This window comes from Reinekea sp., assembly GCF_982785585.1.
In genome coordinates this window covers 1-22,590 of the sequence record NZ_CEYAVF010000035.1, presented here as the reverse complement: position 1 = coordinate 22,590, position 22,590 = coordinate 1, and the positions used below count along the sequence as shown (strand labels likewise).

Genomic DNA, 22,590 nt, shown 5'->3' with positions numbered 1-22,590 from the left:
AAGGTAAGCAAGAGCGGGTAGTTCCAGGGTGCAATAATCCCGATGACGCCCAAGGGTTGCGGCAATATTTCCGCGCTGGCGGGTTGGAACAGCAGGGGCAGCCATTTGCGTTGCGCGCGCATCCAAGCCTTCAGATGCCGAGTGGCATCGTCGATGGCCATAATAGTGGGCAGGAATTCGGCAATCTGAGTCTCGACCACCGAGCGACCGTTAAAATCGCGGTCGATGGCGGCACAGAGCTCGGTTTGATTGTCCACCAGCAGCTGTTTGAGTAGAGCGAGCCGTCTGCGCCGCTCCACGCTGTCAGCATAGGGTGCGGCTCGAAAGGCACGTCGTTGCTTACTGAAATATTCCAGCAAGGTCGAGTTCGGGTCTGGACTGATCGTTTCAGTCATGCCTGCGCACCATCAATTGGGTCCGAGTTATCTTGCACCGCGGATCTCGCTCGGTCAATTATTGGGCCGCCAATAGGCGAAAACGAACCTTGCCGGCGATCTTGTCTTTAACCGTGCCCCATGGCGCCGGAATGTTGATGACCTGATCTCTAGGGCACTCCAAGTAGATCAGGCCTTGGTCGGCTAAGATATTCGCCTCAAGCAGCCGTTCAAGCGTGGTCGACCAGAGGTCTGCGTCGAACGGCGGATCGATAAAAACCAAGTCAAAGCGCGCCGCGCAACTGGCCAGAAACTGTTGCGCCATCATCCGCTGTACCGAGCCCTGAGGCAGCCCAAGCGTCTGCAATGAGCGAGCAATACCCTCGGCGGCTTGCGCCTGGGGCTCGACAAAGATGGCCGACTGGGCACCTCGGGATAACGCCTCCAAACCCAGGGCACCGGTGCCGGCAAACAGATCGAGCACCTGCATATCGACGATATCCGATTGCAGCCAGTTAAACAGGGTTTCCCGCGTTCGGTCGCCGGTTGGCCGGAGCCCAGACAACGCCGGAATGGGCAACTTTCGGCCACGATGTACCCCGCCGATGATGCGCAGCGTGCTCTCTGCGATAGGTTTAGCGGAGCGGTGCGGTAATTTGGCCAAGGGCAAACTCTCTCATTTCATTAACCGACGCCAACGACAGGGTCGCCAACCGTTCGGGTTGGTTGATAAAAAAACTCAGTGGTAACCGATACAGCTCGGCGGTCACCGCGTAACGATCTATTTGTGCTGCGTTGCGCTGTCGTTCTGCGCCCGCGGCCCTGTAGGCGGCGAGCACCGGTGCCAGCTCGGCCAAGTCGACCGGATAGAACAGGTCCGCTGATAGAGTGCCATTGAAATTAACATAACTGCTGGCCTGGCGATCGCGCCATTGGCCCTGAATCGAGTAAGCCGCCAGACGGCCATTGAGCAGATCGATCCAGAGCAAAAAAGACAACTGTTCGGCCGTACCCAGCGCCGGTGCTGTTAAGCGCGTTAGAGCCTTCAGCGGCTCGAGGCTGAGCGCCAGGCCAGGGCCGGAACGGATGGTCTCTAAGGCATTCAGTTGGGCCACCAGTTCATCGCTGATCGCCCCGGTCACCACCCAATTCAGAGCCCCATCGGCCGGCAGCCATTGGCGCAAAAAAGCCATCAGCTCGGCTTGGCTCGACGCATTGGCGGGCCCTTCTAAGCTAATCACAAAACGACCGCCGAGCTGTTGGGTTTGCAAGTCGAACGCAGCCGGCACGGCGACCTGACCGGTCGGAATTCGGTCAAGCAAGGCAGAGACCCGAATGTGCTCGGCGCCGGCCAACGCTAATGTGCAAACTTGCCGAGCGCAGTCGAGCGCAAGCTCATCGAGCGACCAAGTGGGCGCCTCCGGAGCAGGTTCGCCCGCTATATATGGTTTGGGGCCCAAGCTGTTGAGCAGTATAATTAATGGAATCGTGATATAGATAATGATCCATAGGGTACGGCGACTAAAGTGAAACATTCTCACATCCCTTTTGTTGACTCTGTGCTAGCATAGCACCCCATTTATTCACCGCTTACTGGCAACCTTACACCATGTTCGGATTTTCAAAACGTAAAGACAAGCAAGTCAACGAAGAAAAGTCAGAAATAGTCACTAATGGCACCTGGTTCAGTCGGGTGAAGGCTGGCTTGGGCAAGACTCGAGTTCAGTTTTCCGGTGGCATCGCGGCTCTGCTGCTCGGCCGCAAAACGCTCGATGATGACACCCTGGAAGCGCTTGAGACCCTTTTACTATCCTCCGACGTTGGCATCGACGCGACCCAGACCATCTTGGCCAACCTAGTGGAACGAGCCTCCCGCAAGACGCTCAAAGACGGTGACGCCCTGATGCAGTTGCTGCGCGAAACCCTAATCGATCTGCTAACCCCGATCCAAGCCCCACTGGTGATCGATCAAAGCAAGGGCCCCTATGTCATTCTGGTGGTTGGCGTCAATGGCGTTGGCAAGACTACAACCATTGGCAAAATGACCCAGCGCTTTCAGCAAGAGGGCCACACGGTCATGCTCGCCGCCGGCGACACCTTCAGGGCGGCCGCGGTTGAGCAGCTGCAAGCCTGGGGCGAACGGCACCAAGTACCGGTCATCGCCCAACATACCGGTGCCGATTGCGCATCGGTGATTTTCGATGCCGTACAGGCCGCCAAATCCCGCAAGGTCGATATACTAATTGCCGACACGGCCGGGCGCTTGCATAACAAAGCTCATCTGATGACCGAGCTGGAAAAGGTTCTGCGGGTCATGAAAAAAATTGATGACAGCGCGCCGCACGAAGTTCTATTAGTGCTGGATGCCGGTACAGGACAAAATGCCATCAGCCAAACTGAGGCCTTTACCAAGTCCGCTCCGCTCACCGGCATCGCCTTGACCAAACTCGATGGCACCGCCCGCGGCGGAATTATTTTTGCACTCGCCAAACGCTTTGCTATTCCGGTGCGCTTTATTGGTGTCGGCGAGCAAGCGGCCGACCTTAACCGATTCAACGCGGCAGAATTTGTTGATGCGCTGCTCGACACCCCGGCGCTATGATTCGCTTCGACCAGGTCAGTAAACGCTACGATGGCGGCTTTGAGGCCCTATCGAGCCTGTCGTTCCAGATAGAACGGGGCGAAATGGTGTTTTTGACCGGTCATTCTGGTGCCGGTAAGAGCACCTTGCTGAGATTATTGACCGCCATCGAAAAACCTTCCTCCGGCCATGTTCGGGTAGCGAATGCCTTACTGGCTAAAATGAATCGGCGCGAGATCGCCTTCTATCGGCGCAAGCTCGGCGTGGTCCATCAGGATCACCTGTTGCTGATGGATCATAGCGTCTATGACAATGTGGCTCAGCCGTTGCTGGTCGCCGGTGAGCATCCGGCCGATATCAAACGGCGAGTGCACGCCGCTCTCGATAAGGTCGGGCTGCTCAGTCGAGAGAAATTCAAACCAATTCAGCTCTCTGGTGGCGAGCAACAGCGCGTTGGCATTGCCCGCGCCGTAGTCAAAAAGCCGGATCTAATTCTGGCCGACGAGCCCACCGGCAACCTCGACCCGACTCTATCACGCGATATCATGGCCCTGTTCGCCCAATTTAACGCTATCGGCACCACCGTGATCATTGCCAGTCACGATCTGGGCTTGATTGCCCGGCTCAATTACCGGGTTCTATCGCTGCACCAGGGCAAACTGCTTGATACACCCTTTGCGCCGACCGGAAGACAGTCATGAAGCTGGCCAAGAAGAAACGTGCAGCATCCAACCGGCAACGCAATCGAGCGCCCCGGGTCGATATCCGCGGCTGGTATCGACACCATGTAAAATGCGCTATAGAGGCGCTACTCGGCTTAGTCCGCCAGCCCATTTCCAGCGCCTTAACCTGGCTGGTTATCGCCATCGCATTGATGTTACCGACGCTGTTTTACATCGCACTGCAGGCGATGAATGCCCAAACTCAGGCGTGGCAGGCCGGTGGCCAAATCACCTTGTATCTAGCACGCAGCACGAGCGAGCCGGTGGCAACGAACTTAACCCGGGCCTTGGCCCTGCGACCAGAGATTGAGAGCACCCGCTTCATCAGTAAAGATGAGGCTTGGCGCAGTTTTAGTGAGGTGATGAGCGTCCAATCTGGGCTCGAGTTGACCGACAACCCGCTTCCAGCGAGCATTGTTGTGGTGCCCAATCAACAACAGCGCAGCGACTTGGAAGCCCTGATCCTGATGCTCCAGGACCTTCCCGAGGTCGAAGACATCCAGATTGACCTGGCCTGGATCGACCGACTGAACAATGCCTTAGATCTGGCCCGATCGATTGTTCAGATGCTCAGCCTTATCCTGGCCGTCGCGGTGGTGCTTATTATGGGCAATACCATTCGCCTTGCGATTGAATCGCGCAAGTCTGAGATCCAGATCATTAAGCTGCTCGGTGCGACCGATGCCTTTGTGCGCCGGCCCTTCCTATACTTGGGTTGGTGGTACGGCTTGCTGGGCGGACTCGCCGCCTGGTTGTTGATTTCTGGCATCAGTCTTTATTTTCAGCCTCAGCTGGCCCTCTTTCTGGCCGACTATGGCATGGCGGCGCCGGCTATCTGGCTAAACGGCACCGAATTCACAATATTACTTTCTGCATCTATACTGGTGAGTCTGTTAGGGGCGAGAATCGCGCTCTGGCAGCATTTAAAAGATACCGACCCCCGTTAGGTCCGCCGCCGCGGCTGTCAGGCACCTGTAAAGTTGACTGCGCCATGGTGATCTACGTTCGATTCGGGTGATCAAGGCTTAACCTATGACCGGTGTTGATCTATACTATCCGGCTAAACGTAAATTGACATATATATAAACCGGAGGAGTCCGAGTGAAACTGAATCAAAGCATGCCTGCTCTAGTCTTAGATACCTTATCACCTGGGCAAAACCTTGAATCCTATATTCAAACGGTCAACAGCTTTGAATTGTTGACGGCAGATGAAGAAAAAGAACTGGCCGAGCGCCTGTACTATGATGAACATCTGGAATCTGCGCGCCGTTTGGTTATGTCCCATTTGCGCTTCGTGGTGCACATAGCCAAAAGCTATTCCGGTTATGGCCTCAACCAAGGTGACCTGATACAGGAAGGTAACGTAGGATTGATGAAAGCTGTCCGACGCTTCAATCCGGAAGTTGGTGTTCGCTTAGTGTCCTTTGCGGTGCATTGGATCAAAGCCGAGATTCACGAATACATACTGCGTAACTGGCGTATTGTTAAGATCGCCACCACCAAGGCGCAACGCAAGTTGTTTTTTAACCTGCGCAGCTCGAAAAAACGCCTGGGCTGGTTGAACGATCAAGAAGCACAGGCCATGGCTGACGATCTGGGCGTCTCGAAAAAGACTGTCTATGATATGGAAGGTCGGCTCACCGCCTCCGATGCCGCGTTTGATGGCTTTGGCGACGACGATGACGACAGCATGGCGTTTCATCCGTCCGACTATTTGAAAAATTCGGCTGATGACCCGGCTTTAACGGTGGAAAAGGCTGACTACACCGACGACGCTCATGGTCAGCTGTTTAGTGCCCTGCAGGATCTCGATGAGCGGTCACGCGATATTATCCAACAACGTTGGTTGAGCGATGAAAAAGCCACGCTGCATGAACTGGCGAGCAAATATCAGGTGTCGGCCGAACGGATTCGACAGCTGGAAAAAAATGCCATGAACAAGGTTAAGAAGGTTATGACCATCGAGTTTTGATACTCGCAGACTAGCCGAACGAACGAAAGCCGCTGATGCGGCTTTTTTGTTGAGTCAAACAGCTTTATTAACGTCGCTTACCCTTTAGCGAAAAGCGGTCTCAGGCCGCGTTGGAAACCCGATCATGAACCGTTTTGCTTTAGTCGCCGGTAGCCTGATGTCTGCCCTAGCCGTCGCCTTGGGCGCTTTTGGCGCGCATGCCTTGGCTGCGATTACCCGCCCGGAGCGGCTCGACACGTGGGAAACTGGCGCGCGCTATCTGATGTACCATGGCCTGGCGCTATTAGCCATTGGCCTATTGAGCGCCGTGCTGCAGACCACCTTTCGAGGGCCGGTACGGTTGATTTTTTCAGGCGCCGTGATTTTTTCGGGTAGCCTGTTCCTGCTGGTGCTCAGCCATACGCCCTGGCTCGGAGCCATTACCCCGCTCGGGGGCATACTAATGATCAGTGGCTGGATCCAGCTGGCCTATATACTGTCCAAAATTCCTAATTCGAGGCCTACCCTTTGATCACCGACTCAGACCAACCGTTCCAACGCAAGATTCGCAGCTTTGTGATGCGCGCCACTCGCATGACCGATAGCCAGAAAAAAAGCCTGGGGCAGAACTGGGATCAGTTTGGTTTAAGCCAGGAGCAGGGCCCGTTGGTCATAGCCGATGCCTTTGGTCGCGACGCCGACACCGTACTTGAGATCGGCTTCGGCATGGGCGATTCTTTTGTCGCCATGGCACAGGCAGCCCCGGAGAAGAATTTTATCGGTATTGAGGTGCACTTGCCTGGGGTCGGGCGCATGTTGAATCAGACCGCGGCTGCACAGCTGGATAATATTCGCTGCTATAAAGAAGATGCCGTCGCTATCCTCACGGACTGTGTCGCCGACGGATCCCTGAGTACCGTGCAGTTGTTTTTCCCCGATCCATGGCACAAGAAAAAACACAATAAGCGGCGCATTGTGCAACCGGAATTTGCCCAGCTGGTCCGGCGTAAACTCAAGCCTGGCGGAACCTTTCATATGGCGACCGACTGGCAGAACTATGCCGAACAGATGTTGGAGGTAATGGATGCGGCCGAAGGCTTTACCAATAACGCGGGACCTGGCTTGTATCTGCCTGAACGGCCCGAGCACCGACCGGTCACCAAGTTTGAGCAGCGCGGTCTGCGCCTGGGCCATGGCGTCTGGGACCTATTGTACCGCACTGACGCAGCCGATCTGGCTTAGGCTGGGCGGGGCTTGAGCGCCTTTCTGGCCTTCTGAATTTCTTCGTAGGCCTGTTGAATATCCTGGGTTTTTTCCTTAGCAATCGCCATCATTTCCGCCGGCAAGCCCTTGGCCACCAGTTTGTCCGGGTGATGCTGATTCATCAGGCGACGATAGGCCTTTTTCAGTTCGACGTCGTCGACTTCCGCATTCAACCCTAAAACCTGATAGGCATTGGCTAAGTTCTTGGCGTTGGCGGGTTTATTGGCCCGACGGCCAGCACTGAAGTGCATCTGCGCACGGATGCGCTGATGCATGATTTCAAACTGAATGCGATTTATACCCAGATGGCTGCTGATAATCTGCAGCAAATTGCGCTCAGGAACGCTCAAAGCGCCATCTACATAGGCCGCCTGGAGCTGTATTTCGAGAAATATTTGCGCTAAAGATGCGCGCCGACCGATCACTTCGGCCAGATCGGCGAGGATGCTCTCGACCGAGAAATCGGCCGCCTTGCCGTCGTTAAAGAGCTGCATAGCGTCCCGCCGTTGGGCCTCATTGAGCGCCATCCGGGTCATCACCTGGCGCGCCAGGTCGATTTCCTTCTCACTGACATTGCCATCGGCCTTGGCCATCTTACCCATAACATTAAAGGTAGCCTGAAAGAAAACCGTCTGTAAGACGCCCTTGCTGCCGCCACCGAGTGCATCCTCGGCACGGCGGCGCTGGGTTTTATCAAAGGCGTTGCCCAGCAGGACACCGAGCACTAACCCTATTGGGCCGCCGGAATAGAAACCGATGGCCGCGCCAATGATCTTACCCAACCAATTCTTCATCTGTAAACATCCCACCCAAGTCACGCCAAGGTTACCGTCAATGACCATATTTTACTAACGGATTACAGCATTAGCCTGTGCGCTTGGCGGCTAAGTTCGTTATCATCACCCGCTTTAAGCATCCAGTTACCGACGTGACCCTATACCCAGTAAATAAAATCTGCCTGATTGCCGGTCTGCTCAGTTTTGGGCACGCCGCCGCTGAGACTGTGACCCTGGTCGACTGGCAGCCCTGGGATGCCATGTCGGCAGCCGATCAGTGGGGCGTCGCGCCCTATTGCCCTGGCGGCTATGTCGCCCCGCCCTCCGACGCGCCAGTGATGGAGCCAGGCGACAGCCATTTTCAGTTTGACCGCGCCATTCGGCAATCCGATCAGCAAACGACCTTCGATGGCAATGTGATCATTCACGGCCGGAATCAGCGTGCCAATGCCAATCAGGCGGTCTATTCGCCCAATGAGGCGACCAGCCGGCTGGATGGTGATGTGATCATCCGAACGCCAGAGATGGTTTTAAGTGGTGCAAATGCCGAGATCGATCTGCAAACCGACGCGGCACAGCTCAACAATGCCCAGTTTGCCCTGTACCAGCGCGATCTGCACGGCAGCGCCGATGAAATCAGGCGCACCGAGGCCAATCGCGTGGTGGCTAAGCGCCTAAGCTTCACCCGATGCGCGCCCTCGTCTAATGCTTGGCGGCTGCGCTCGGGCAAGCTGACGATCAATAATGATACTGGGATTGCCACGGCGTGGAACTCCCGCCTTGAGATACAAAGGCTGCCCGTACTCTACATCCCCTATATCAGCTTTCCGGTCAATGGTCAGGCGCGGACCGGTGTTTTAATTCCAACCTTCGGCACCGGCTATTCGCAACCCTACTACCTAAATCTGGCCAGCAATGTCGATGACACCGTGACGCTGGACTATCAACCCTTATACGGCCTGCTGCTCAATAACGAGTTTCGCTTTCTGACCGAGCGCCACAACGGCATCAGCGACTGGGGTTTCCAGCTGGCGACGCCAACCGATAATACCTTGGCGACCGAAGCGGACTCGACGCTGGTCGAGCCGGTCAGCGATCTCAGCCGCTGGAGCTTGGCGCATAAGCAGTCCGGTGCGCTGACGGACACCTTGGGTTATGATTTTTCAGCCCGCTGGGTCAGCGATCAAAACTACGACCCGACCTTTAAGCCTGGGGCCGCTCAAGTCAGCCAACAGGTCGCCAACTTTGCGCTGAAGCAACAGTTTGGGACACGCAGCAATGGCCTAAAACTGGCCTATACACAGCCGGTCATCGACAGCGCCGAAAAATTTCAGACCCTCGACAGCACTCTTACCACCGCCAAGGCTGGGAACTCTGCACAACTGCTCTACCAGACCCAGCAACCCTTCGATCAGGTGACCAAGCCGGTTAGCGCCAGCGACTATGAGTTAATCAAGCAGCCGGAGTTGAGCTTGGTCCATAAGAGCGCCTGGCAAACACTTGGTTTGCAGAGCAGCGAACGGTTCAGCTACGGCCTCTTTACTCGCGCCTTGCCCGCCGCACAACAGACCCTCCTGTTAGATAACGCCCTAACCACCGCGCTGGCGGCAACACCGGCTGGAGATCCACTGCCCACTCTGGCAGAGGCCGCATTAGTCGACGACACCCTAGCCTTGGCCGACCAGAGTCACCGTTTTCACGGCGCCCTAGCCCTGACCCGGCCATTCGATGCCGGTTGGGGCTACTTTAGGCCGAGTGTCGAGGGCTTCGCCACCGCCTATGATATCGACAACGACCTGGGCTATGACTTAAAAGCGGCCTATGGCGGCGACAATATCAACCAACTGGCTTGGCGTGCGAGCCTCGATCAGGGCCTGAAGCTGAGCCTGCGCGGTCAGCACTGGCAACAGACCTTAAAGCCAAGGCTCTATTACGCCTATGCACCCTTAACCGAGCAGGCCGCGCCGATCTTAGATAGTACGGAAACAACGACCTTCACCCTGTTTAGCCCCAGCCGCTATAGCAGTGTCGACCGGATCGGCGATCTAAGCCGCTTATCCACCAGCCTGAGTTACGACCTGAACTGGACCGGGGATGACCGACTGGTCCTCAACCTGACGGCTCAAAAGGGCATTAAGTTGGCCCAGGAACGGCTCTTGACCACGGGTGTGGCAGATATCGATGCGGATTGGCAGCCGGAATACAGCGATTGGCTGGGCAGTAGCGAACTGAACCTAAGCCGGGACCTATCACTGACGGCCTCGGCCAGCGTCGCGCACGAGTGGGATCAGCTCAATCTGTTCGCGCTGGCGGCCAATTATCGGCCCTCGGGCCAGGCGTTCATGCAACTGTCCGCCGACAAGGCTGTTATCGATTCAGAACTGACCCACAGCCTCAATGCCGGTGCCTATGTGCCAATTCTGCAAAATGTCGCCCTAATCGGTTATGCTCAAGCACAGACCACCGATCTCGACCCGCAGTGGTCGGATTTCAGGGTCCAGCAGGTACTCTATGGCATCGACTACGACAATTGCTGCTGGAATATTCGCCTCGCTGCGTTAGAAGTGACCGATATTGACGACGAAAGCGTTTCGCTCTTTCCACTGCTGGTCGAGCGGCGTTATTTTTTTGAATTTACGCTCAAAGGACTGGCCGCCGGTGCCGGCACCATTGAGGACATACTCAATCGCCTGGATTTTGGCTATTCGGGCAAACTCTTTAACTATCGTTAAAAGACTGGGAACTATGACTAAGATCTCTAGACTGCATTATGGCTTGCTGAGTGCCCTACTCTGGCTCAGCACTGCGACATTCGCCCAAACACTCGACACCATCGCGGTGGTCGTCAATGACGACGTGGTCACCCGCGCGGAGCTGGCCGCGCGCGTCGCATCGATTAAGGCCCAATATCAGGCCAACCCGGGCGTGTTGCCCAATGATACGGCGCTCTCACAACAGATACTCGATGCCCTGATCCTTGAGTCATTACAGCTGCAACTGGCCAAACGCGGCAATCTGATTCTGCCCGAACAGCGAGTCGATGAAGCCCTGGCCAATATCGCCAAAAATCAGAATATCAGCACCAACGAGCTGCTCAACGCGGTGCAAGATAGCGGCCGTAATGTCGATGATTTTCGTCAACAAATTCGCAACGAACTGACCATCAGCGCGCTGCAGCGGCAAATCGTTGGCCGGCAAATTTTCGTCTCCAATGCCGAGGTCGACCGCTTTCTAAACAGTCAGTCTGGCCAGTCACTCAAGGATACCGAATATCAGCTCGCCTATCGGCGTTTTGAGGCCCAACAGCGAGACCAGGCTGAGAGCCTAGTCAAACGTCTCAATCAGGGTGACGATCTGCTCGCCGAAGTTGGCAGTAAAGACTTGGGCTTTCGAGCCTTGGCCGATATACCCTCTATTTTCCGCACCCTGGTTCCAGTTTTGCAAGATCGGGAAGCGGTGCTGATCGAAAAGGATGGCGTCCTACATCTGGCGCAACTGATCACCAAAACGGCCGCCGAGTCGGTGAATATCCGTGAATACTCGATTCGCCATCTGCTGATTAAAACCGATGCCCTGTTCGATCGACGTTCGGCCCAGGCGCTGTTGAGCGATTTGCGCGCGCAGATACTCAACGGGGTGGACATGGCCCAGCTGGCCGACCAGTTTAGCCAGGATGATGGCACCAAGGGTCTGGGTGGCGATCTGGGTTGGAACACTCTAGATAACTATGTAACCGAGTTTTCCCAGGTGGCGCGCGATCTTGAGCTCAATCAGGTGTCCGAGGTGTTTGAGTCGCCCTTTGGTTTCCATATTTTGCGCGTTGAAGACAGCCGCACGCGCGATGTCAGCGTCGATGTGTTACGCAACCAGGTGCGCAACCAACTCAGTCAACGACGCTACACCGATGCGGTGCAGCGCTGGCAGACAGAGTTGCGCGCTGAGTCCTATATAGAGATGCGCCCTTGATTCGGCCAATCGCCATCACCCCCGGTGAACCGTCGGGCATTGGCCCGGATATAGTGCTGCAGTGGTGTGCCCGAGGTACCGATCGGCCCTACTTTGTCATCGCCAATCTGGCAATGTTGCAGCAACGAGCCCACATTCTTGGCGTAACGCTCGAGCTCTGCGCCATCGGCGACCGCCCTCTGACTGAATTGCCGTTCCGGGTTGGCACGCTCTGGGTGTTGGATGTGCCCATGGCACAGGCAGTGATGCCGGGTACACTGGCGGTAGCCAACGCGGCCTATGTGCTTGCCACCCTCGACCTAGCGACCGATTTGGCCCTAGCCGGGCAGATTTCGGCCCTGGTAACCGGGCCGGTGCAAAAAAGCATTATCAGCGATGCCGGCTTAAGCTTCAGCGGCCATACCGAGTACCTACGCGATCGCTGCGGCGTCGAGGAAGTAGTGATGATGCTGGCCACAGAGGGCCTGCGCGTGGCGTTAGTGACCACGCACTTACCCTTAAGCGCGGTTAGCGCGGCCATCGATCAGCCAACCCTTAAAAGGGTTACCCGCATCCTGTATCGCGCGCTAATTGAAGACTTCGGCTGTACCGCGCCGCGCATCCTGGTCTCAGGCTTGAACCCGCATGCCGGCGAAGGCGGCCATCTGGGGCGCGAAGAGATCGACACCATCATCCCAGCCTTGGCTGCGTTGGCGCAAGAGGGTATTGCGACGCAAGGCCCCTTGCCGGCGGATACCCTATTCCAACCCCATTACCTTGAGCGGGCCGATGCCGTGTTGGCGATGTACCACGATCAGGGCTTGCCGGTATTAAAATATCGCGGCTTTGGCAATGCCGTCAACATTACCCTCGGTCTACCCTTTATCAGAACTTCTGTCGACCATGGTACCGCGCTCGATCTGGCGGGAACCGGTCAGGCAGACCTAGGGTCACTTGACGTGGCCCTGCAATCGGCGCTCGATATGGCTGAACAACGGGAACAGCAGCATGCATAAAGCACGGAAACGATTTGGCCAAAACTTTCTCCACGATTTCTTCGTGATCGACCGGATCGTTAGCAGTATCGCGCCCAAACCCGGCCAACATGTGGTCGAAATTGGACCCGGTCAGGGTGCCATCACCGCGCCGCTCTTGAAGGCCCTGGACGGTGTGCTTGAGGTGGTCGAACTCGATCGCGATCTGATCCCGATTTTGCGCACCCAATTTGTTAATTATCCGGGCTTAACCATTCATGAGGCCGATGCGCTGACCTTCGATTACCGCTCCCTGGCCACCGATAACCGTCAACTGCGTATGGTCGGCAACCTGCCGTACAATATCTCGACGCCGTTGATGTTCCATCTACTGGAGAATTCCGACCTGATTTTTGATATGCATTTCATGTTGCAAAAGGAAGTGGTGCAGCGGCTCTGTGCCGCCCCCGGCGAAAATGCCTACGGTCGGCTCGGTATTATGATGCAGTATCGCTGTGAAACCCGCTACATGTTCACCGTGCCACCAGAGGCGTTCACCCCGTCGCCCAAGGTCGAATCGGCCATCGTTCGGCTCACCCCGCGCAAGACCATACCCTATCCGGCCAAGGACTTTGAGATGTTCGCGCGAGTGGTTAAGGCGGCTTTCGCCCAGCGGCGCAAAACCATTAAGAACAATTTGCAGGAACTGATTGATGTCCAGGGTTTGGTCGATTTGGGTATTAAACCCAGTCATCGAGCTGAAACCCTATCGATCGAAACCTTTGTTCGCATCGCCAACCATATAAGCCAATAACCCGCTATGGCCCTCTATGCTGTCGGTGACCTGCAGGGTTGCCTGAGTCCGCTGACCACCTTGCTCGATCACGTCGGCTTTGACCCGTTGCACGACCGACTCTGGCTGACCGGCGACCTGGTCAACCGGGGGCCGGACTCGATCGGCTGTTTGGCCTTCGTCAAGAACCTCGGCTCGGCCGCCCAAACCGTGCTGGGCAATCACGATTTACATCTGCTCGCGTTGCACCAATTGGGTCAGCCGAGCAAGGATAAAAACATCGCCGCCACCCTCGATCACCCGGACGCTCCCGAGCTACTGGCTTGGCTGGCGCACCAGCCGATGTTGATTCAAGATACCGAGCGCCAGTTGACCATGACCCACGCCGGCATTCCACCGCTCTGGTCCGACAAGAAGGCCGCTAAGTTAGCGCAGGAATTGGAACAGGTGTTGGCCAAGCCGAAGACCCGACAGGTCTTTCTGGCTAATATGTATGGCAACGACCCTAGGTTGTGGAAGAACTCACTCGATGGCATGGAGCGGCTGCGCTATATAGTCAATGCCTTTACCCGCATGCGCTTTTGCGATGACCAAGCGAAACTCGAATTCAACTCCAAGTCGGCGATCGATACCGCACCCGCGGGCATGCGGCCTTGGTTTGCTTGGCCGACGGAAAAACGTAAGCATCGACTTGTTTTCGGCCATTGGGCGGCCTTGATGGGTCGGACCGACGATCCGCAGATGATCGCACTCGATACCGGCTATGTTTGGGGTAATCATATGACCTTGATGAACCTGGATACTCAGGTTCGCTTTTGTTGCGACATCAAGGGGTTGGTGAGCCAGTTCGATGAACCGGCTTTTGCAGCTATGTCAGCTAAGCTCTGAGCCGATCGTGGCTACCAGGCCATAACCAGATCATCCACTTGCAGGTTGAGTCGTTCCGAATCGATGGCCAGTTCTGCCACGGCATAGTATGGCTGAACCTGCTTGACCTCGGCGACTAGTCGGGTATCGCTGATTTGCCAAAAGCTATCGCCTTGACGATCGAATTTCTGGCTGGTGCGGTAGACCGATAGAAAATCCCCCGGCCGCAATCCGCTCTCAGCACCGCTGGAAACGAATATTCGTTTGCCGTCGACTTGCGCAATGGTCGCCATAAAAGGCTGACACTGGATGTTGGCCTGCAAATCGGTGACCGCTCGATCCAACAACAGCCGAACCTCTTGACCGTAGTCGGTGGCAAAGAATCTACCCGTACCAAAGCCGATGATGCTGTTATTTTTTTCATTCCACAAACCGTAGGTCCGATATCGGCTCTGGAACACCAAAGCCCCTGAGTAGCCATCGTGAACATACAGGTCGAAGACAAAATGGCGCGTACGTTTAGCCTTGGTGATGCCGACCTTCTTGAGCCAACGATCCCAGTTGTTGGCCCGTGGAGCATCCGGATTTTCCATGGCCATATCGCGGATCACACCGGAGACCACAAACTGCACACCGAGATCTTTGGCCGCTGTTACCGCGCGCGTCAAGGTCATGCGTGGCGAGATTTGGGTCGGCGCATTAGGTGTATTGGGGTACAGGGTCATATAGTTCGCGCTCAGTGCGCGCAGGCCCTGACGGCTGTTGATATCGTTGACCAACAAGGCCGGTAGGGAGCGATCGACCGAGCCCAGATGCCCAAGGGTAGAATGTTGTGGATTTTCCATGGCGAAGCCGGTGATGGCGACCGATTTGTAATACTGATTGGCCATAACATTGGCGCAAATCTTATCCGGTGCCACCCGAGCCATAATATTGACCCGATAGTAGTCGCCGTCTCTACCTTCCGAAATAACCTGTATATCGGTCACCTTGGCAGCCGAGTGGATGCGCAGGTGATCCACTGTGAGGTTGCCGTTTTCCATCACCTGAGTGCTTTGAATATTAGCGCTTACCTGCATCGAGGCGTTTTCAATGGCGTTGCGCATCGCCCGAACCCGGGCGCTGTTGATATCGTTATACTCGATCTCGGCCACGCCGTTCGCATCGATCGGCACCAGCGCCTTCGCTTCAGCCCAAACCCAGCCCTGGCACAATGCCAAGACCATCAGGAGGGCTGTAAATTTAGATAGATTGAGCACAACAAACCTCCTGAAGGTCGATTATTCGATGAAGTACAGACCCGAGCTGGCTGCGCCGACACCTTGTGAGGCCGGACCACTGTTACGCGCGAGGGAATCAAGATCGTGCACCGCGTCCGAGGCACAACCGGTATTGCGCTTGCCGGTAGTCTGACTGGCCAAACAGTTACGGAAACCCTGATCAATTATCATTTCGACCATGGTTTCATAGCTGCCATCGGCCATCATGTCCTGATAAACCACCTTGGCACCGAGGATGGTGGCATCAACAAAGGCTCGGAATTGATCGTTCTGCACGACCAGATTTTCGACCGTCGAGCTACCGATGATTTGCGTGCCATAGACGCGCTCTGCCAAGGTACGATAGGCATCCAGCTTGGAGCCGCGCATCGCCAAGAGTCGCTTCTGCACATCGGTCAAACCCCGGGCGGTCGGATTAATCGCCGCATAGCCGGTCGCGCGCAAGACCATCGGTTCCATCGGTGGCAGCTTTTCATTGATCTGCTTCACCTGAGCGACGATCTCATCTACTTTTTTCTGCTTGCTAACGGGTAACAGACTGCACCCGCTGGTAAAGGCCAATACGATAAGGCCAATGATCAAATTTCGAATAGTCATACTGAACTCCATCCCGATGCGGCTTGATTGCGCTAATGACACTGTTATCGGCGCCTATAAACAAAGCCTTAGGCTTATTTTGCTAGCCTTATGGCTGCGGCAATCAGGGATGTAAGGCGGGTAAATGACCTGAAACAGCTTAAAAAAAGGTGAAAGGGGGGTAAAAGAACGGTGAAAGTTAAGCGACTTTTGGTCAAAACTGCACCATACTGACTCAAAGCTGACGTTATTGTCATTTTCAAGAACTGATCCTTTTACGCGATTCAGTTGAACAACTGCGCTTGGTTTATCTACTTTAATTAGCAATTGGACCCTATTTATGAAAAAAACACTGCTCTGCGTCGCCATAATGATGGCCGGGTCGGCCTTTGCGACCCCCTACAATGCGGGTGATTCGCGCACCTTCGCCATGGGTGGTATCGGCGTATCGTCTGCGGACGCGGGCCAAGCCTCGATTATGAACCCAGCGCTGCTGGCCACCAGTTTACGCCGAGAATTGTTTTCACTCGATATAGATGTCGTGGCACTTAGCCCCAAGGTGGGCGGTTTCGGAGCGATCGCCAATGATTTCCTCGAGGAGGATATTATTAATCGCGGTGTCGACATTTTCTCTACCCTCGAGACAGAGGTTAGCGGTACTGGCGGCCTAATCGAACTGGGTGACTCTTTGCAGACCTCGGTGGCTAGCTTGGGTTTTACCGGTTCATTCAATGCCAATACAAACCTAACTATACCTGCAGAAGATCCCTTAACAGCAACAGCTGCGTTTTTACTCTCGCTAACGGCCTTGCAGTCTTCATTGACCGATGTCTCGACCGATATAACCAATACTAATTCTGAATTAGGCGTTACCAACACGACCTTGGGGGTTATATCAACCGACACACTTAGTGTGCAGACTCAGCTTACATCCTTATCAACAACGACCACCACCGATCTGAACGAAGTCACCGATGACCTGATCAATTGGTTGGAATCCTTTGCGGCGAAGGACGCCTATGTGGAAGCAAGCGTGTTACCCATTTCCTTTGCCCTGCCGTCGCGCAACTTCGGTTTTGGCATCCATCTGTCCAACTCCATACAGGTCGGTGCGGCACTTAACTTAACCCCCAATGATACGACTTTTTTGGCCAATGCGGTCGAGGACTCGAACGGTCTGCTCACCGAAGCCACCACATCCGTTGGAGATGTCGCGGGAACTATTTCAACCAACACCTCGACCACCTCAGATCTAGTAACCGATCTAACCGCGGTGCAGACTGACTTAACCGCTTTGAACACCGCCGTCACCGAGCTTAATGCGCAGCTTACTATTATCAGTGAAAACGTGGCATTCTTCCAATTAACGCCACCTAGCTTGGCAAACCCCGCTCCAGACGGGGACAGTGATGGCATCAGTGATGTTGATGAAATTGCCGCGGCTAAGCTCGTAGTAGAAAATACCGATCCAACTGTTGCCGGTTCGGTCGCTAAAGTGAATGCCGCTCAAGCAGAAATAACTGATGCCACATCTGGCTCTGTTGCCGTCTTAGGCGCTTCGGTTACCGCCTTGAGCGAACTGGCCGGCGGGCTGACCACAGCCTTGGATTCGGTCAACACCTACGACGGACCAAATGGCATTATTGTCGACGGTACACCGGCTGTGTCTACTGACGACCTCACCAGTACGGTGCGGGTTGCACTGGCGGCGATCCAAGAGGTCGGCGTTTCAGTAGCTAAAGAAGTGGTCATACAAGGCCAGACGGTCTCAATTGGCCTCACCCCAAAGTTGCAAGTGATATTGATTGAAGATCAGAGTTTCGGTGTCGAGGCAGTCGATACCAGCGGTATTGGCCAGGATCTGACGCCAATAGTGAAGGCGAATTTGGATATCGGTATCGCCAAGGAGTGGGACTTCCACGGTCGGGTCAAGGCCGGTGCCACGATTAAGAACATCATTCCCTATACGGTGACCTCTCCGCTGGGCGTGGAAGTCAATCTGCGGCCGAAAATGCGTCTTGGCGTCTCCCATCACACCGACTTCAGTACCGTCGGTGTCGATCTTGATGTTACCAACAATTCGGCTTTCTACTTCGGTATTCCCACGCGCGAGTTGTCCATGGGTGGCGAACTCAGCCTCTGGGGTCATGCCGCGCTGCGTGCCGGCGCTCGCTGGAATGTTAGTGATCCAGCAGAGACTGGCGTCTTTACCACAGGCTTGGGTCTTACGCCCTTCGGTACCGGCCTAAACCTCGCGTTTTGGGTGCCCTTCGATGCCTTCAGCGCCGACTATGGTCAGGTGATCGCCGATATTTCCGATGGCGAACTGAGCTCGGCCCTGACCACCGGTGACCAGTTATTGCGCGACTTTGGCCTGTCGGTCAATCTGCAAGTTTCTTGGTAAGGCATCAATTGCTAGCTTAATCAGACTAACGCCCCGTTTACGGGGCGTTTCTGTTTATAATGGACCCACGTTTTGTTTATTTCGTAGGACAGCATGCAAATATATTTGGTGGGCGGTGCCGTCCGCGACAAACTATTGGGCGTAGCGACCCAAGACCGCGACTGGGTCGTCGTGGGCGGGCATCCCGACCAGCTTAAGGCGCTCGGCTATCAGCAGGTCGGGGCTGACTTTCCAGTGTTTTTGCATCCGCAGACTAAGGAAGAATATGCCCTAGCGCGCACTGAGCGTAAGACGGGCTTGGGTTACCAAGGCTTTAGCGTCGAATTCGACAGCAGTGTGACTCTGGAGGAGGATCTGGCGCGTCGTGATCTGACCATTAATGCCATGGCCGAGGATGATCAGGGCCGCTTGATAGACCCCTTTAATGGCAAGGCCGATCTGGACAAGCGCAGGTTGCGTCATGTCTCGCCGGCCTTTCGTGAAGACCCGCTGAGAGTCTTGCGCATCGCGCGCTTTGCCGCGCGCTTTCACCACCTGGGTTTCACCATTGCCAAAGACACCCAAGACCTGCTGCGGCTTATGGCCGACAGCGGCGAATTGCAGCATCTGGTCGCGGAACGGGTCTGGACTGAGATGTCCCGGGCCCTGGGCGAAACCACACCGAGTGAGTATTTTAAGGTCCTCAAACGCTGCACGGCCCTAGCGGGTTTGTTCCCAGAACTAGACCGTCTCTTTGGCGTGCCCCAAACCATGCGTTGGCATCCGGAGGTCGATACCGGCCTGCATACGCTCAAGGCCTTAGACTGGGCGCGCACCCAAACAGACGATGTGGAGGTGCTATTGGCCACCCTGTGCCACGATCTGGGCAAGGGCCTGACCGAGGCAACCATGTTGCCGTCCCATCATGGCCATGAGCAACTGGGCGCAAACCTATTGCGCGACATTGCCAAACGGATGAAATGGCCAAAGGGGCCCGCGCTGTTGGCCGAAACGGTCGCCCGCCACCATACCCTGTGCCATCGCCTGAGCGAACAGTCACCGGTTGCGGTCTTGGACTTACTGAAAAATCTCAACGCGTTCCGTCAACCCAGTCGGGTCGAACAATTTGGCTTGGCGTGCGCGGCAGATTTTTACGGCCGTTCTGGCTTCGAACGTTTTAATTACCCACAACGTGACTTGCTTAGCCGTTATGCATCGGCCTGCTTGACCATAGCGGCCGCACCCTTTGTTCAGCAGGGTCTCACCGGCAAAGCCATCGGAGCGGCCATGGACCAAGCTAGGGTTGAATTACTGACCGAGTTAATCGGCACTGACGTCTGACGCAGTTACCGAGTGACCCCAGGGACGGACAAGGTCCTGCTCAATGCCAGCACTTTTCAAAATACGCGCGACAATAAAATCGACCAGATCGTCGATTGTTTGCGGCTGATGATAGAAACCTGGGCTGGCCGGCAGGATTACCGCTCCGGCTCGGCGTAGTTTAAGCATATTCTCCAGATGAACCTCGCTCAAGGGCGTTTCCCGCGGCACTAAGATGAGCTTACCAGACTCCTTGAGCACCACGTCGGCTGCGCGTTCGATTAGATTATCGCACTGCCCGGTCGCGATACTGGCCAAGGTCCCAGTAGAACAGGGACACACCACCATGGTCTCGGGTGCGCCGGAGCCACTGGCAACCGGACTCATCCAGTCGTCCTTGCCATAAAGACTGAGCCGACCCTGGTCGGAAATTTCTCGGCGCACGAAGGCGGTTTGCTTGTCGTGATTGCTCGGCCAGGGCGCGCCCTGTTCTACGGCAGCCACCATCATGGCAGCCTTAGAGATCAGCAGATGGACGTGCCACTGCTTATCGAGCAGCACCTGGAGCAGCCGATGAGCGTAGGGAGCGCCGGATGCCCCGGTGATTGCCAAGGTAATTTCATTCACGTTATGAATCCTCCAAGCGGATTAGGCCTTCCTGAGTGGTACTGGCGACTAGGTTGCCCTGTTGATCAAATATCTGCCCGCGCACGAAGCCGCGCGCACCACTGGTAGAGGGTGAATCGGCGACATAGAGCAGCCATTGATCGAGCCGAAAGGGACGATGAAACCAGATCGCGTGATCCAGACTGGCGAGAATCAGGCCCGGTTGCGCGATAGAGATCCCATGCGGCATCAAAGCCGTTTCTAGAAAGCCATAGTCGGTGGTATAGGCCAGCATTGATTGGTGTATCAAGGGATCATCGGGCAGTGGCGCCGTCGACCGAATCCACATATGCCGCTTGGCAATGCCGTGCCGCGGCCGAAACGGGTTTTGCGCCTCAACGATTCGGTATTCAATCGGCCGATCGGCGGTAAACTGATTACGGACTTTTTCCGGGATCTCGTGAGCGTGATCACGATAAATTTTCAGCTCCGGCTCTAACACCTCAGGGCCCGGCACATTGGGCATCGCCACTTGGTGACTGAAACCGGTCTCGGCAACCTGAAAAGAGGCCGTCATCGCCAGTAGCGGTTTCCCAAATTGGCTGGCAATCACCCGGCGCACGCTAAAAGCCCGGCCATCGCGGACGCTCTCGACGGCAAAATCGATCGGATGATGAGCATCGCCGGGGCGAATAAAGTAAGCATGCAACGAATGCGGAAAACGCCCTTCCAGGGTTTGGGCCGCTGCGGATAAGGACTGACCGATCACCTGACCGCCAAACAGCTTGGCAAAGCCCAGATCCTGGGAATGGCCACGGAATTTGTTGTTCCCGAGCGCCTCCAACTGGAGCAGTTCAATCAGTTTCTTTACCACTTCGGCCATTTCGACCTCCTTCCTGTTAATCCGACTCGCCAAACCCATGAATGGACACTAGTTTGGCAGCCTTAGGTTGCAAAGACAGTATCTTACGTTAATCGGGTCGCTGAGTTCGACTTTACTTTGGTTATCGTACGGCCTATCTCAAACCGGATACTATAAAGCCCGCTCCCGTTCACTTACCAGTATCCGAGCGCATAGAGCCACCTTACCTGGGCCCTATTGTTCGGGCCGAATATTTCGGAAGGTGCAGCTGATCCGCGCGCCCTGATTGGCGCGTTTAGGTAAGCTGTGCTGCCAATTAACCTGGGTAGGTCCCGACATCCATAGTAGACTGCCAGAACCCAGCTCAACCGATAGTTTGTCCCGATGGTCGGCACTGCGGCGCAACTGAAAGGAGCGTGCCTGGCCCAATGATAGGATGCCGACATTGGGGTTATCGCCCAGTTCGGGTTCATCATCGGCGTGCCAGCCCATGCTATCCTGACCGGTGCGGTAATAGTTCAGCAGAGCGCCATTGCTGTGCCAGCCAAACTGTTCGAGCAAGGCAGCGGGCAAAGAAACCAATAACCTAGGCCATCCGTCTGCTACATAGTCCTGACCACTGTACCGATAGCCGACGCCGGTCTCACCGATCCAGCGCTCTAGACGCGGAATAGGGTGGGACTTGCCGAACAAGCGGATTGTTCGGCTTTGCCAGTCGATAGCCTCGGCTAAGCCGGCGAATATTTCATCCGCATTGCTTATCCAATCGGGATATAATCGGACAAAACCCGTTTCATCATTCAGTAATATTATCGAGGTTCCCATGTCTACATCCGCTGACAGCGCTCAAAGTTGGTTAAGTGATAAGAAACCGACGGCTCCTGACGTTCAGGCCGTGCTCACGAAATTGGAAGCACGCATTGAAGAGTGGTCGGGCGCTGAAGACAAGATTCAAGGCTCTATTGAAGCCGCTCTAATCTTACAAACCTATATCGATGCCGGGGCCGATGCAAGCCTGCCTAGCCAAGGTACGGCTAATTTGGACAATTCGATGCTGATACCGCATGGCGAGCCCATCGAGCTGGAGAATTCGATCAAACAACAGACCTTCGCCGCCTTAAAGGCGCAATTGGGCAAAACCCTTTAGTGATCTTATTTTGGCGAAATCGGATGACTATTAGTCATTATATTGACGCATGTAAAGCCCTATAAGCAATCCCATCGACTACTACCTTTCTTTTCCAACATATTTTTTTCGAACAGGCATAAAAAAACCCGCAGCCGTTAGACTGCGGGTTTTTCGTTTTTTTAGGAG

The 22,590-nt window shown here is 55.3% G+C and carries 23 protein-coding genes; 14 read left to right on the top strand and 9 right to left on the bottom strand.

Going from position 1 to position 22,590, the window contains the following annotated elements; translation table 11 throughout:
• The 3 genes from AC4FIC_RS12945 to AC4FIC_RS12935 all read right to left on the bottom strand — a co-directional run.
• On the bottom strand, positions 1-395 hold a 395-nt coding region (locus AC4FIC_RS12945), incomplete at its 3' end, for an aldehyde dehydrogenase family protein (RefSeq protein ID WP_476451588.1).
• A 58-nt stretch (positions 396-453) separates the two neighbouring features.
• Positions 454-1,038, bottom strand: a complete 585-nt coding sequence (gene rsmD / locus AC4FIC_RS12940) for a 16S rRNA (guanine(966)-N(2))-methyltransferase RsmD (RefSeq protein WP_273284711.1) — start codon at positions 1,036-1,038, stop codon at positions 454-456.
• Complete coding sequence (locus tag AC4FIC_RS12935) at positions 1,010-1,909, bottom strand: hypothetical protein (protein ID WP_273284713.1); 900 nt, start codon at positions 1,907-1,909, stop codon at positions 1,010-1,012. The genes rsmD and AC4FIC_RS12935 overlap by 29 nt, the downstream gene beginning before the upstream one ends.
• 74 nt (positions 1,910-1,983) lie before the next feature.
• On the opposite strand from AC4FIC_RS12935, the gene ftsY reads away from it, so the two are divergent.
• The 6 genes from ftsY (at position 1,984) to trmB (ending at position 6,872) form a co-directional block, all read left to right on the top strand.
• Positions 1,984-2,976: a signal recognition particle-docking protein FtsY gene (gene ftsY / locus AC4FIC_RS12930; protein ID WP_100256023.1), complete on the top strand. Its 993-nt coding sequence runs from the start codon at positions 1,984-1,986 to the stop codon at positions 2,974-2,976.
• On the top strand, positions 2,973-3,656 hold the full coding sequence (gene ftsE / locus AC4FIC_RS12925; RefSeq protein WP_100256022.1) for a cell division ATP-binding protein FtsE: 684 nt from the start codon (positions 2,973-2,975) through the stop codon (positions 3,654-3,656). Before ftsY ends, ftsE begins: the two co-directional genes overlap by 4 nt.
• On the top strand, positions 3,653-4,624 hold the full coding sequence (gene ftsX / locus AC4FIC_RS12920) for a permease-like cell division protein FtsX (RefSeq protein ID WP_100256021.1): 972 nt from the start codon (positions 3,653-3,655) through the stop codon (positions 4,622-4,624). The genes ftsE and ftsX overlap by 4 nt, the downstream gene beginning before the upstream one ends.
• Positions 4,625-4,796: 172 nt before the next feature.
• Positions 4,797-5,651 (top strand): RNA polymerase sigma factor RpoH, encoded by an 855-nt coding sequence (gene rpoH, locus AC4FIC_RS12915; protein ID WP_100256020.1) that lies wholly within the window; start codon positions 4,797-4,799, stop codon positions 5,649-5,651.
• 124 nt (positions 5,652-5,775) lie between these two features.
• On the top strand, positions 5,776-6,162 hold the full coding sequence (locus tag AC4FIC_RS12910) for a DUF423 domain-containing protein (RefSeq protein WP_100256019.1): 387 nt from the start codon (positions 5,776-5,778) through the stop codon (positions 6,160-6,162).
• A complete protein-coding gene (gene trmB, locus AC4FIC_RS12905; RefSeq protein WP_100258670.1) occupies positions 6,162-6,872 on the top strand; it encodes a tRNA (guanosine(46)-N7)-methyltransferase TrmB in 711 nt (236 codons plus the stop codon). The genes AC4FIC_RS12910 and trmB overlap by 1 nt, the downstream gene beginning before the upstream one ends.
• Here trmB and djlA read toward each other — a convergent pair.
• Positions 6,869-7,687, bottom strand: a complete 819-nt coding sequence (gene djlA, locus AC4FIC_RS12900; RefSeq protein ID WP_227003739.1) for a co-chaperone DjlA — start codon at positions 7,685-7,687, stop codon at positions 6,869-6,871. The two genes, trmB and djlA, sit on opposite strands and share 4 nt — an antisense overlap.
• An 83-nt stretch (positions 7,688-7,770) precedes the next feature.
• Here djlA and AC4FIC_RS12895 point away from each other — a divergent pair, with 83 nt between their 5' ends.
• The 5 genes from AC4FIC_RS12895 to AC4FIC_RS12875 are packed head-to-tail and all read left to right on the top strand — an operon-like array spanning position 7,771 to position 14,269.
• Complete coding sequence (locus AC4FIC_RS12895) at positions 7,771-10,401, top strand: LPS-assembly protein LptD (protein WP_490359420.1); 2,631 nt, start codon at positions 7,771-7,773, stop codon at positions 10,399-10,401.
• A 13-nt stretch (positions 10,402-10,414) separates the two neighbouring features.
• On the top strand, positions 10,415-11,635 hold the full coding sequence (locus AC4FIC_RS12890; protein WP_100256016.1) for a peptidylprolyl isomerase: 1,221 nt from the start codon (positions 10,415-10,417) through the stop codon (positions 11,633-11,635).
• Positions 11,632-12,630, top strand: coding sequence for a 4-hydroxythreonine-4-phosphate dehydrogenase PdxA (pdxA, locus tag AC4FIC_RS12885; protein ID WP_264371427.1), 999 nt, complete (start codon positions 11,632-11,634; stop codon positions 12,628-12,630). Before AC4FIC_RS12890 ends, pdxA begins: the two co-directional genes overlap by 4 nt.
• Positions 12,623-13,402, top strand: coding sequence for a 16S rRNA (adenine(1518)-N(6)/adenine(1519)-N(6))-dimethyltransferase RsmA (gene rsmA / locus AC4FIC_RS12880; RefSeq protein ID WP_100256015.1), 780 nt, complete (start codon positions 12,623-12,625; stop codon positions 13,400-13,402). The genes pdxA and rsmA overlap by 8 nt, the downstream gene beginning before the upstream one ends.
• A gap of 6 nt (positions 13,403-13,408) precedes the next feature.
• Entirely contained in the window at positions 13,409-14,269 is an 861-nt protein-coding gene (locus AC4FIC_RS12875) for a symmetrical bis(5'-nucleosyl)-tetraphosphatase (protein WP_100256014.1), read from the top strand.
• Between the two features lie 11 nt (positions 14,270-14,280).
• Here AC4FIC_RS12875 and AC4FIC_RS12870 read toward each other — a convergent pair whose 3' ends face one another.
• Both AC4FIC_RS12870 and AC4FIC_RS12865 read right to left on the bottom strand, forming a co-directional pair.
• The gene (locus AC4FIC_RS12870) at positions 14,281-15,507 is read right to left on the bottom strand and encodes a flagellar assembly protein T N-terminal domain-containing protein (RefSeq protein WP_100256013.1); all 1,227 of its coding nucleotides are present in this window, start codon (positions 15,505-15,507) and stop codon (positions 14,281-14,283) included.
• Positions 15,508-15,528: 21 nt separating this feature from the next.
• Complete coding sequence (locus AC4FIC_RS12865) at positions 15,529-16,125, bottom strand: LPP20 family lipoprotein (protein WP_158524270.1); 597 nt, start codon at positions 16,123-16,125, stop codon at positions 15,529-15,531.
• A gap of 319 nt (positions 16,126-16,444) precedes the next feature.
• Between AC4FIC_RS12865 and traF the strand changes: the two genes are divergently transcribed.
• Together traF and AC4FIC_RS12855 are read left to right on the top strand one after the other, a co-directional pair.
• Positions 16,445-18,508: a conjugal transfer protein TraF gene (gene traF / locus AC4FIC_RS12860; protein WP_100256011.1), complete on the top strand. Its 2,064-nt coding sequence runs from the start codon at positions 16,445-16,447 to the stop codon at positions 18,506-18,508.
• Between the two features lie 93 nt (positions 18,509-18,601).
• Positions 18,602-19,828: a multifunctional CCA addition/repair protein gene (locus AC4FIC_RS12855; protein ID WP_273284725.1), complete on the top strand. Its 1,227-nt coding sequence runs from the start codon at positions 18,602-18,604 to the stop codon at positions 19,826-19,828.
• Here the strand turns inward: AC4FIC_RS12855 and AC4FIC_RS12850 are convergent.
• From AC4FIC_RS12850 to AC4FIC_RS12840, 3 genes are all read right to left on the bottom strand, one after another.
• Positions 19,808-20,434, bottom strand: coding sequence for a flavin prenyltransferase UbiX (locus AC4FIC_RS12850; protein WP_100256009.1), 627 nt, complete (start codon positions 20,432-20,434; stop codon positions 19,808-19,810). The two genes, AC4FIC_RS12855 and AC4FIC_RS12850, sit on opposite strands and share 21 nt — an antisense overlap.
• A 1-nt stretch (position 20,435) precedes the next feature.
• The gene (locus AC4FIC_RS12845) at positions 20,436-21,296 is read right to left on the bottom strand and encodes an acyl-CoA thioesterase (protein WP_273284728.1); all 861 of its coding nucleotides are present in this window, start codon (positions 21,294-21,296) and stop codon (positions 20,436-20,438) included.
• 213 nt (positions 21,297-21,509) lie between these two features.
• Positions 21,510-22,100: an alpha-ketoglutarate-dependent dioxygenase AlkB family protein gene (locus tag AC4FIC_RS12840; protein ID WP_100256007.1), complete on the bottom strand. Its 591-nt coding sequence runs from the start codon at positions 22,098-22,100 to the stop codon at positions 21,510-21,512.
• Between AC4FIC_RS12840 and AC4FIC_RS12835 the strand changes: the two genes are divergently transcribed.
• Positions 22,099-22,422 carry a hypothetical protein gene (locus tag AC4FIC_RS12835; RefSeq protein WP_100256006.1) on the top strand — a complete coding sequence of 108 codons (324 nt, stop codon included), beginning with the start codon at positions 22,099-22,101 and terminating at the stop codon, positions 22,420-22,422. The two genes, AC4FIC_RS12840 and AC4FIC_RS12835, sit on opposite strands and share 2 nt — an antisense overlap.
• Positions 22,423-22,590 lie beyond the last annotated feature (168 nt).

Excerpts from the sequence above, each read along its gene's own strand:
- AC4FIC_RS12840 (WP_100256007.1), bottom strand. The coding sequence starts at position 22,100 with ATGGGAACCTCGATAATATTACTGAATGATGAAACGGGTTTTGTCCGA.
- AC4FIC_RS12835 (WP_100256006.1), top strand. The coding sequence starts at position 22,099 with ATGTCTACATCCGCTGACAGCGCTCAAAGTTGGTTAAGTGATAAGAAA.
- traF (WP_100256011.1), top strand. The coding sequence starts at position 16,445 with ATGAAAAAAACACTGCTCTGCGTCGCCATAATGATGGCCGGGTCGGCC.
- ftsE (WP_100256022.1), top strand. The coding sequence starts at position 2,973 with ATGATTCGCTTCGACCAGGTCAGTAAACGCTACGATGGCGGCTTTGAG.
- AC4FIC_RS12855 (WP_273284725.1), top strand. The coding sequence starts at position 18,602 with ATGCAAATATATTTGGTGGGCGGTGCCGTCCGCGACAAACTATTGGGC.
- AC4FIC_RS12910 (WP_100256019.1), top strand. The coding sequence starts at position 5,776 with ATGAACCGTTTTGCTTTAGTCGCCGGTAGCCTGATGTCTGCCCTAGCC.
- AC4FIC_RS12890 (WP_100256016.1), top strand. The coding sequence starts at position 10,415 with ATGACTAAGATCTCTAGACTGCATTATGGCTTGCTGAGTGCCCTACTC.
- ftsY (WP_100256023.1), top strand. The coding sequence starts at position 1,984 with ATGTTCGGATTTTCAAAACGTAAAGACAAGCAAGTCAACGAAGAAAAG.
- ftsX (WP_100256021.1), top strand. The coding sequence starts at position 3,653 with ATGAAGCTGGCCAAGAAGAAACGTGCAGCATCCAACCGGCAACGCAAT.
- rpoH (WP_100256020.1), top strand. The coding sequence starts at position 4,797 with ATGCCTGCTCTAGTCTTAGATACCTTATCACCTGGGCAAAACCTTGAA.
- AC4FIC_RS12845 (WP_273284728.1), bottom strand. The coding sequence starts at position 21,296 with ATGGCCGAAGTGGTAAAGAAACTGATTGAACTGCTCCAGTTGGAGGCG.
- djlA (WP_227003739.1), bottom strand. The coding sequence starts at position 7,687 with ATGAAGAATTGGTTGGGTAAGATCATTGGCGCGGCCATCGGTTTCTAT.
- AC4FIC_RS12875 (WP_100256014.1), top strand. The coding sequence starts at position 13,409 with ATGGCCCTCTATGCTGTCGGTGACCTGCAGGGTTGCCTGAGTCCGCTG.
- AC4FIC_RS12935 (WP_273284713.1), bottom strand. The coding sequence starts at position 1,909 with ATGTTTCACTTTAGTCGCCGTACCCTATGGATCATTATCTATATCACG.
- rsmA (WP_100256015.1), top strand. The coding sequence starts at position 12,623 with ATGCATAAAGCACGGAAACGATTTGGCCAAAACTTTCTCCACGATTTC.
- AC4FIC_RS12865 (WP_158524270.1), bottom strand. The coding sequence starts at position 16,125 with ATGACTATTCGAAATTTGATCATTGGCCTTATCGTATTGGCCTTTACC.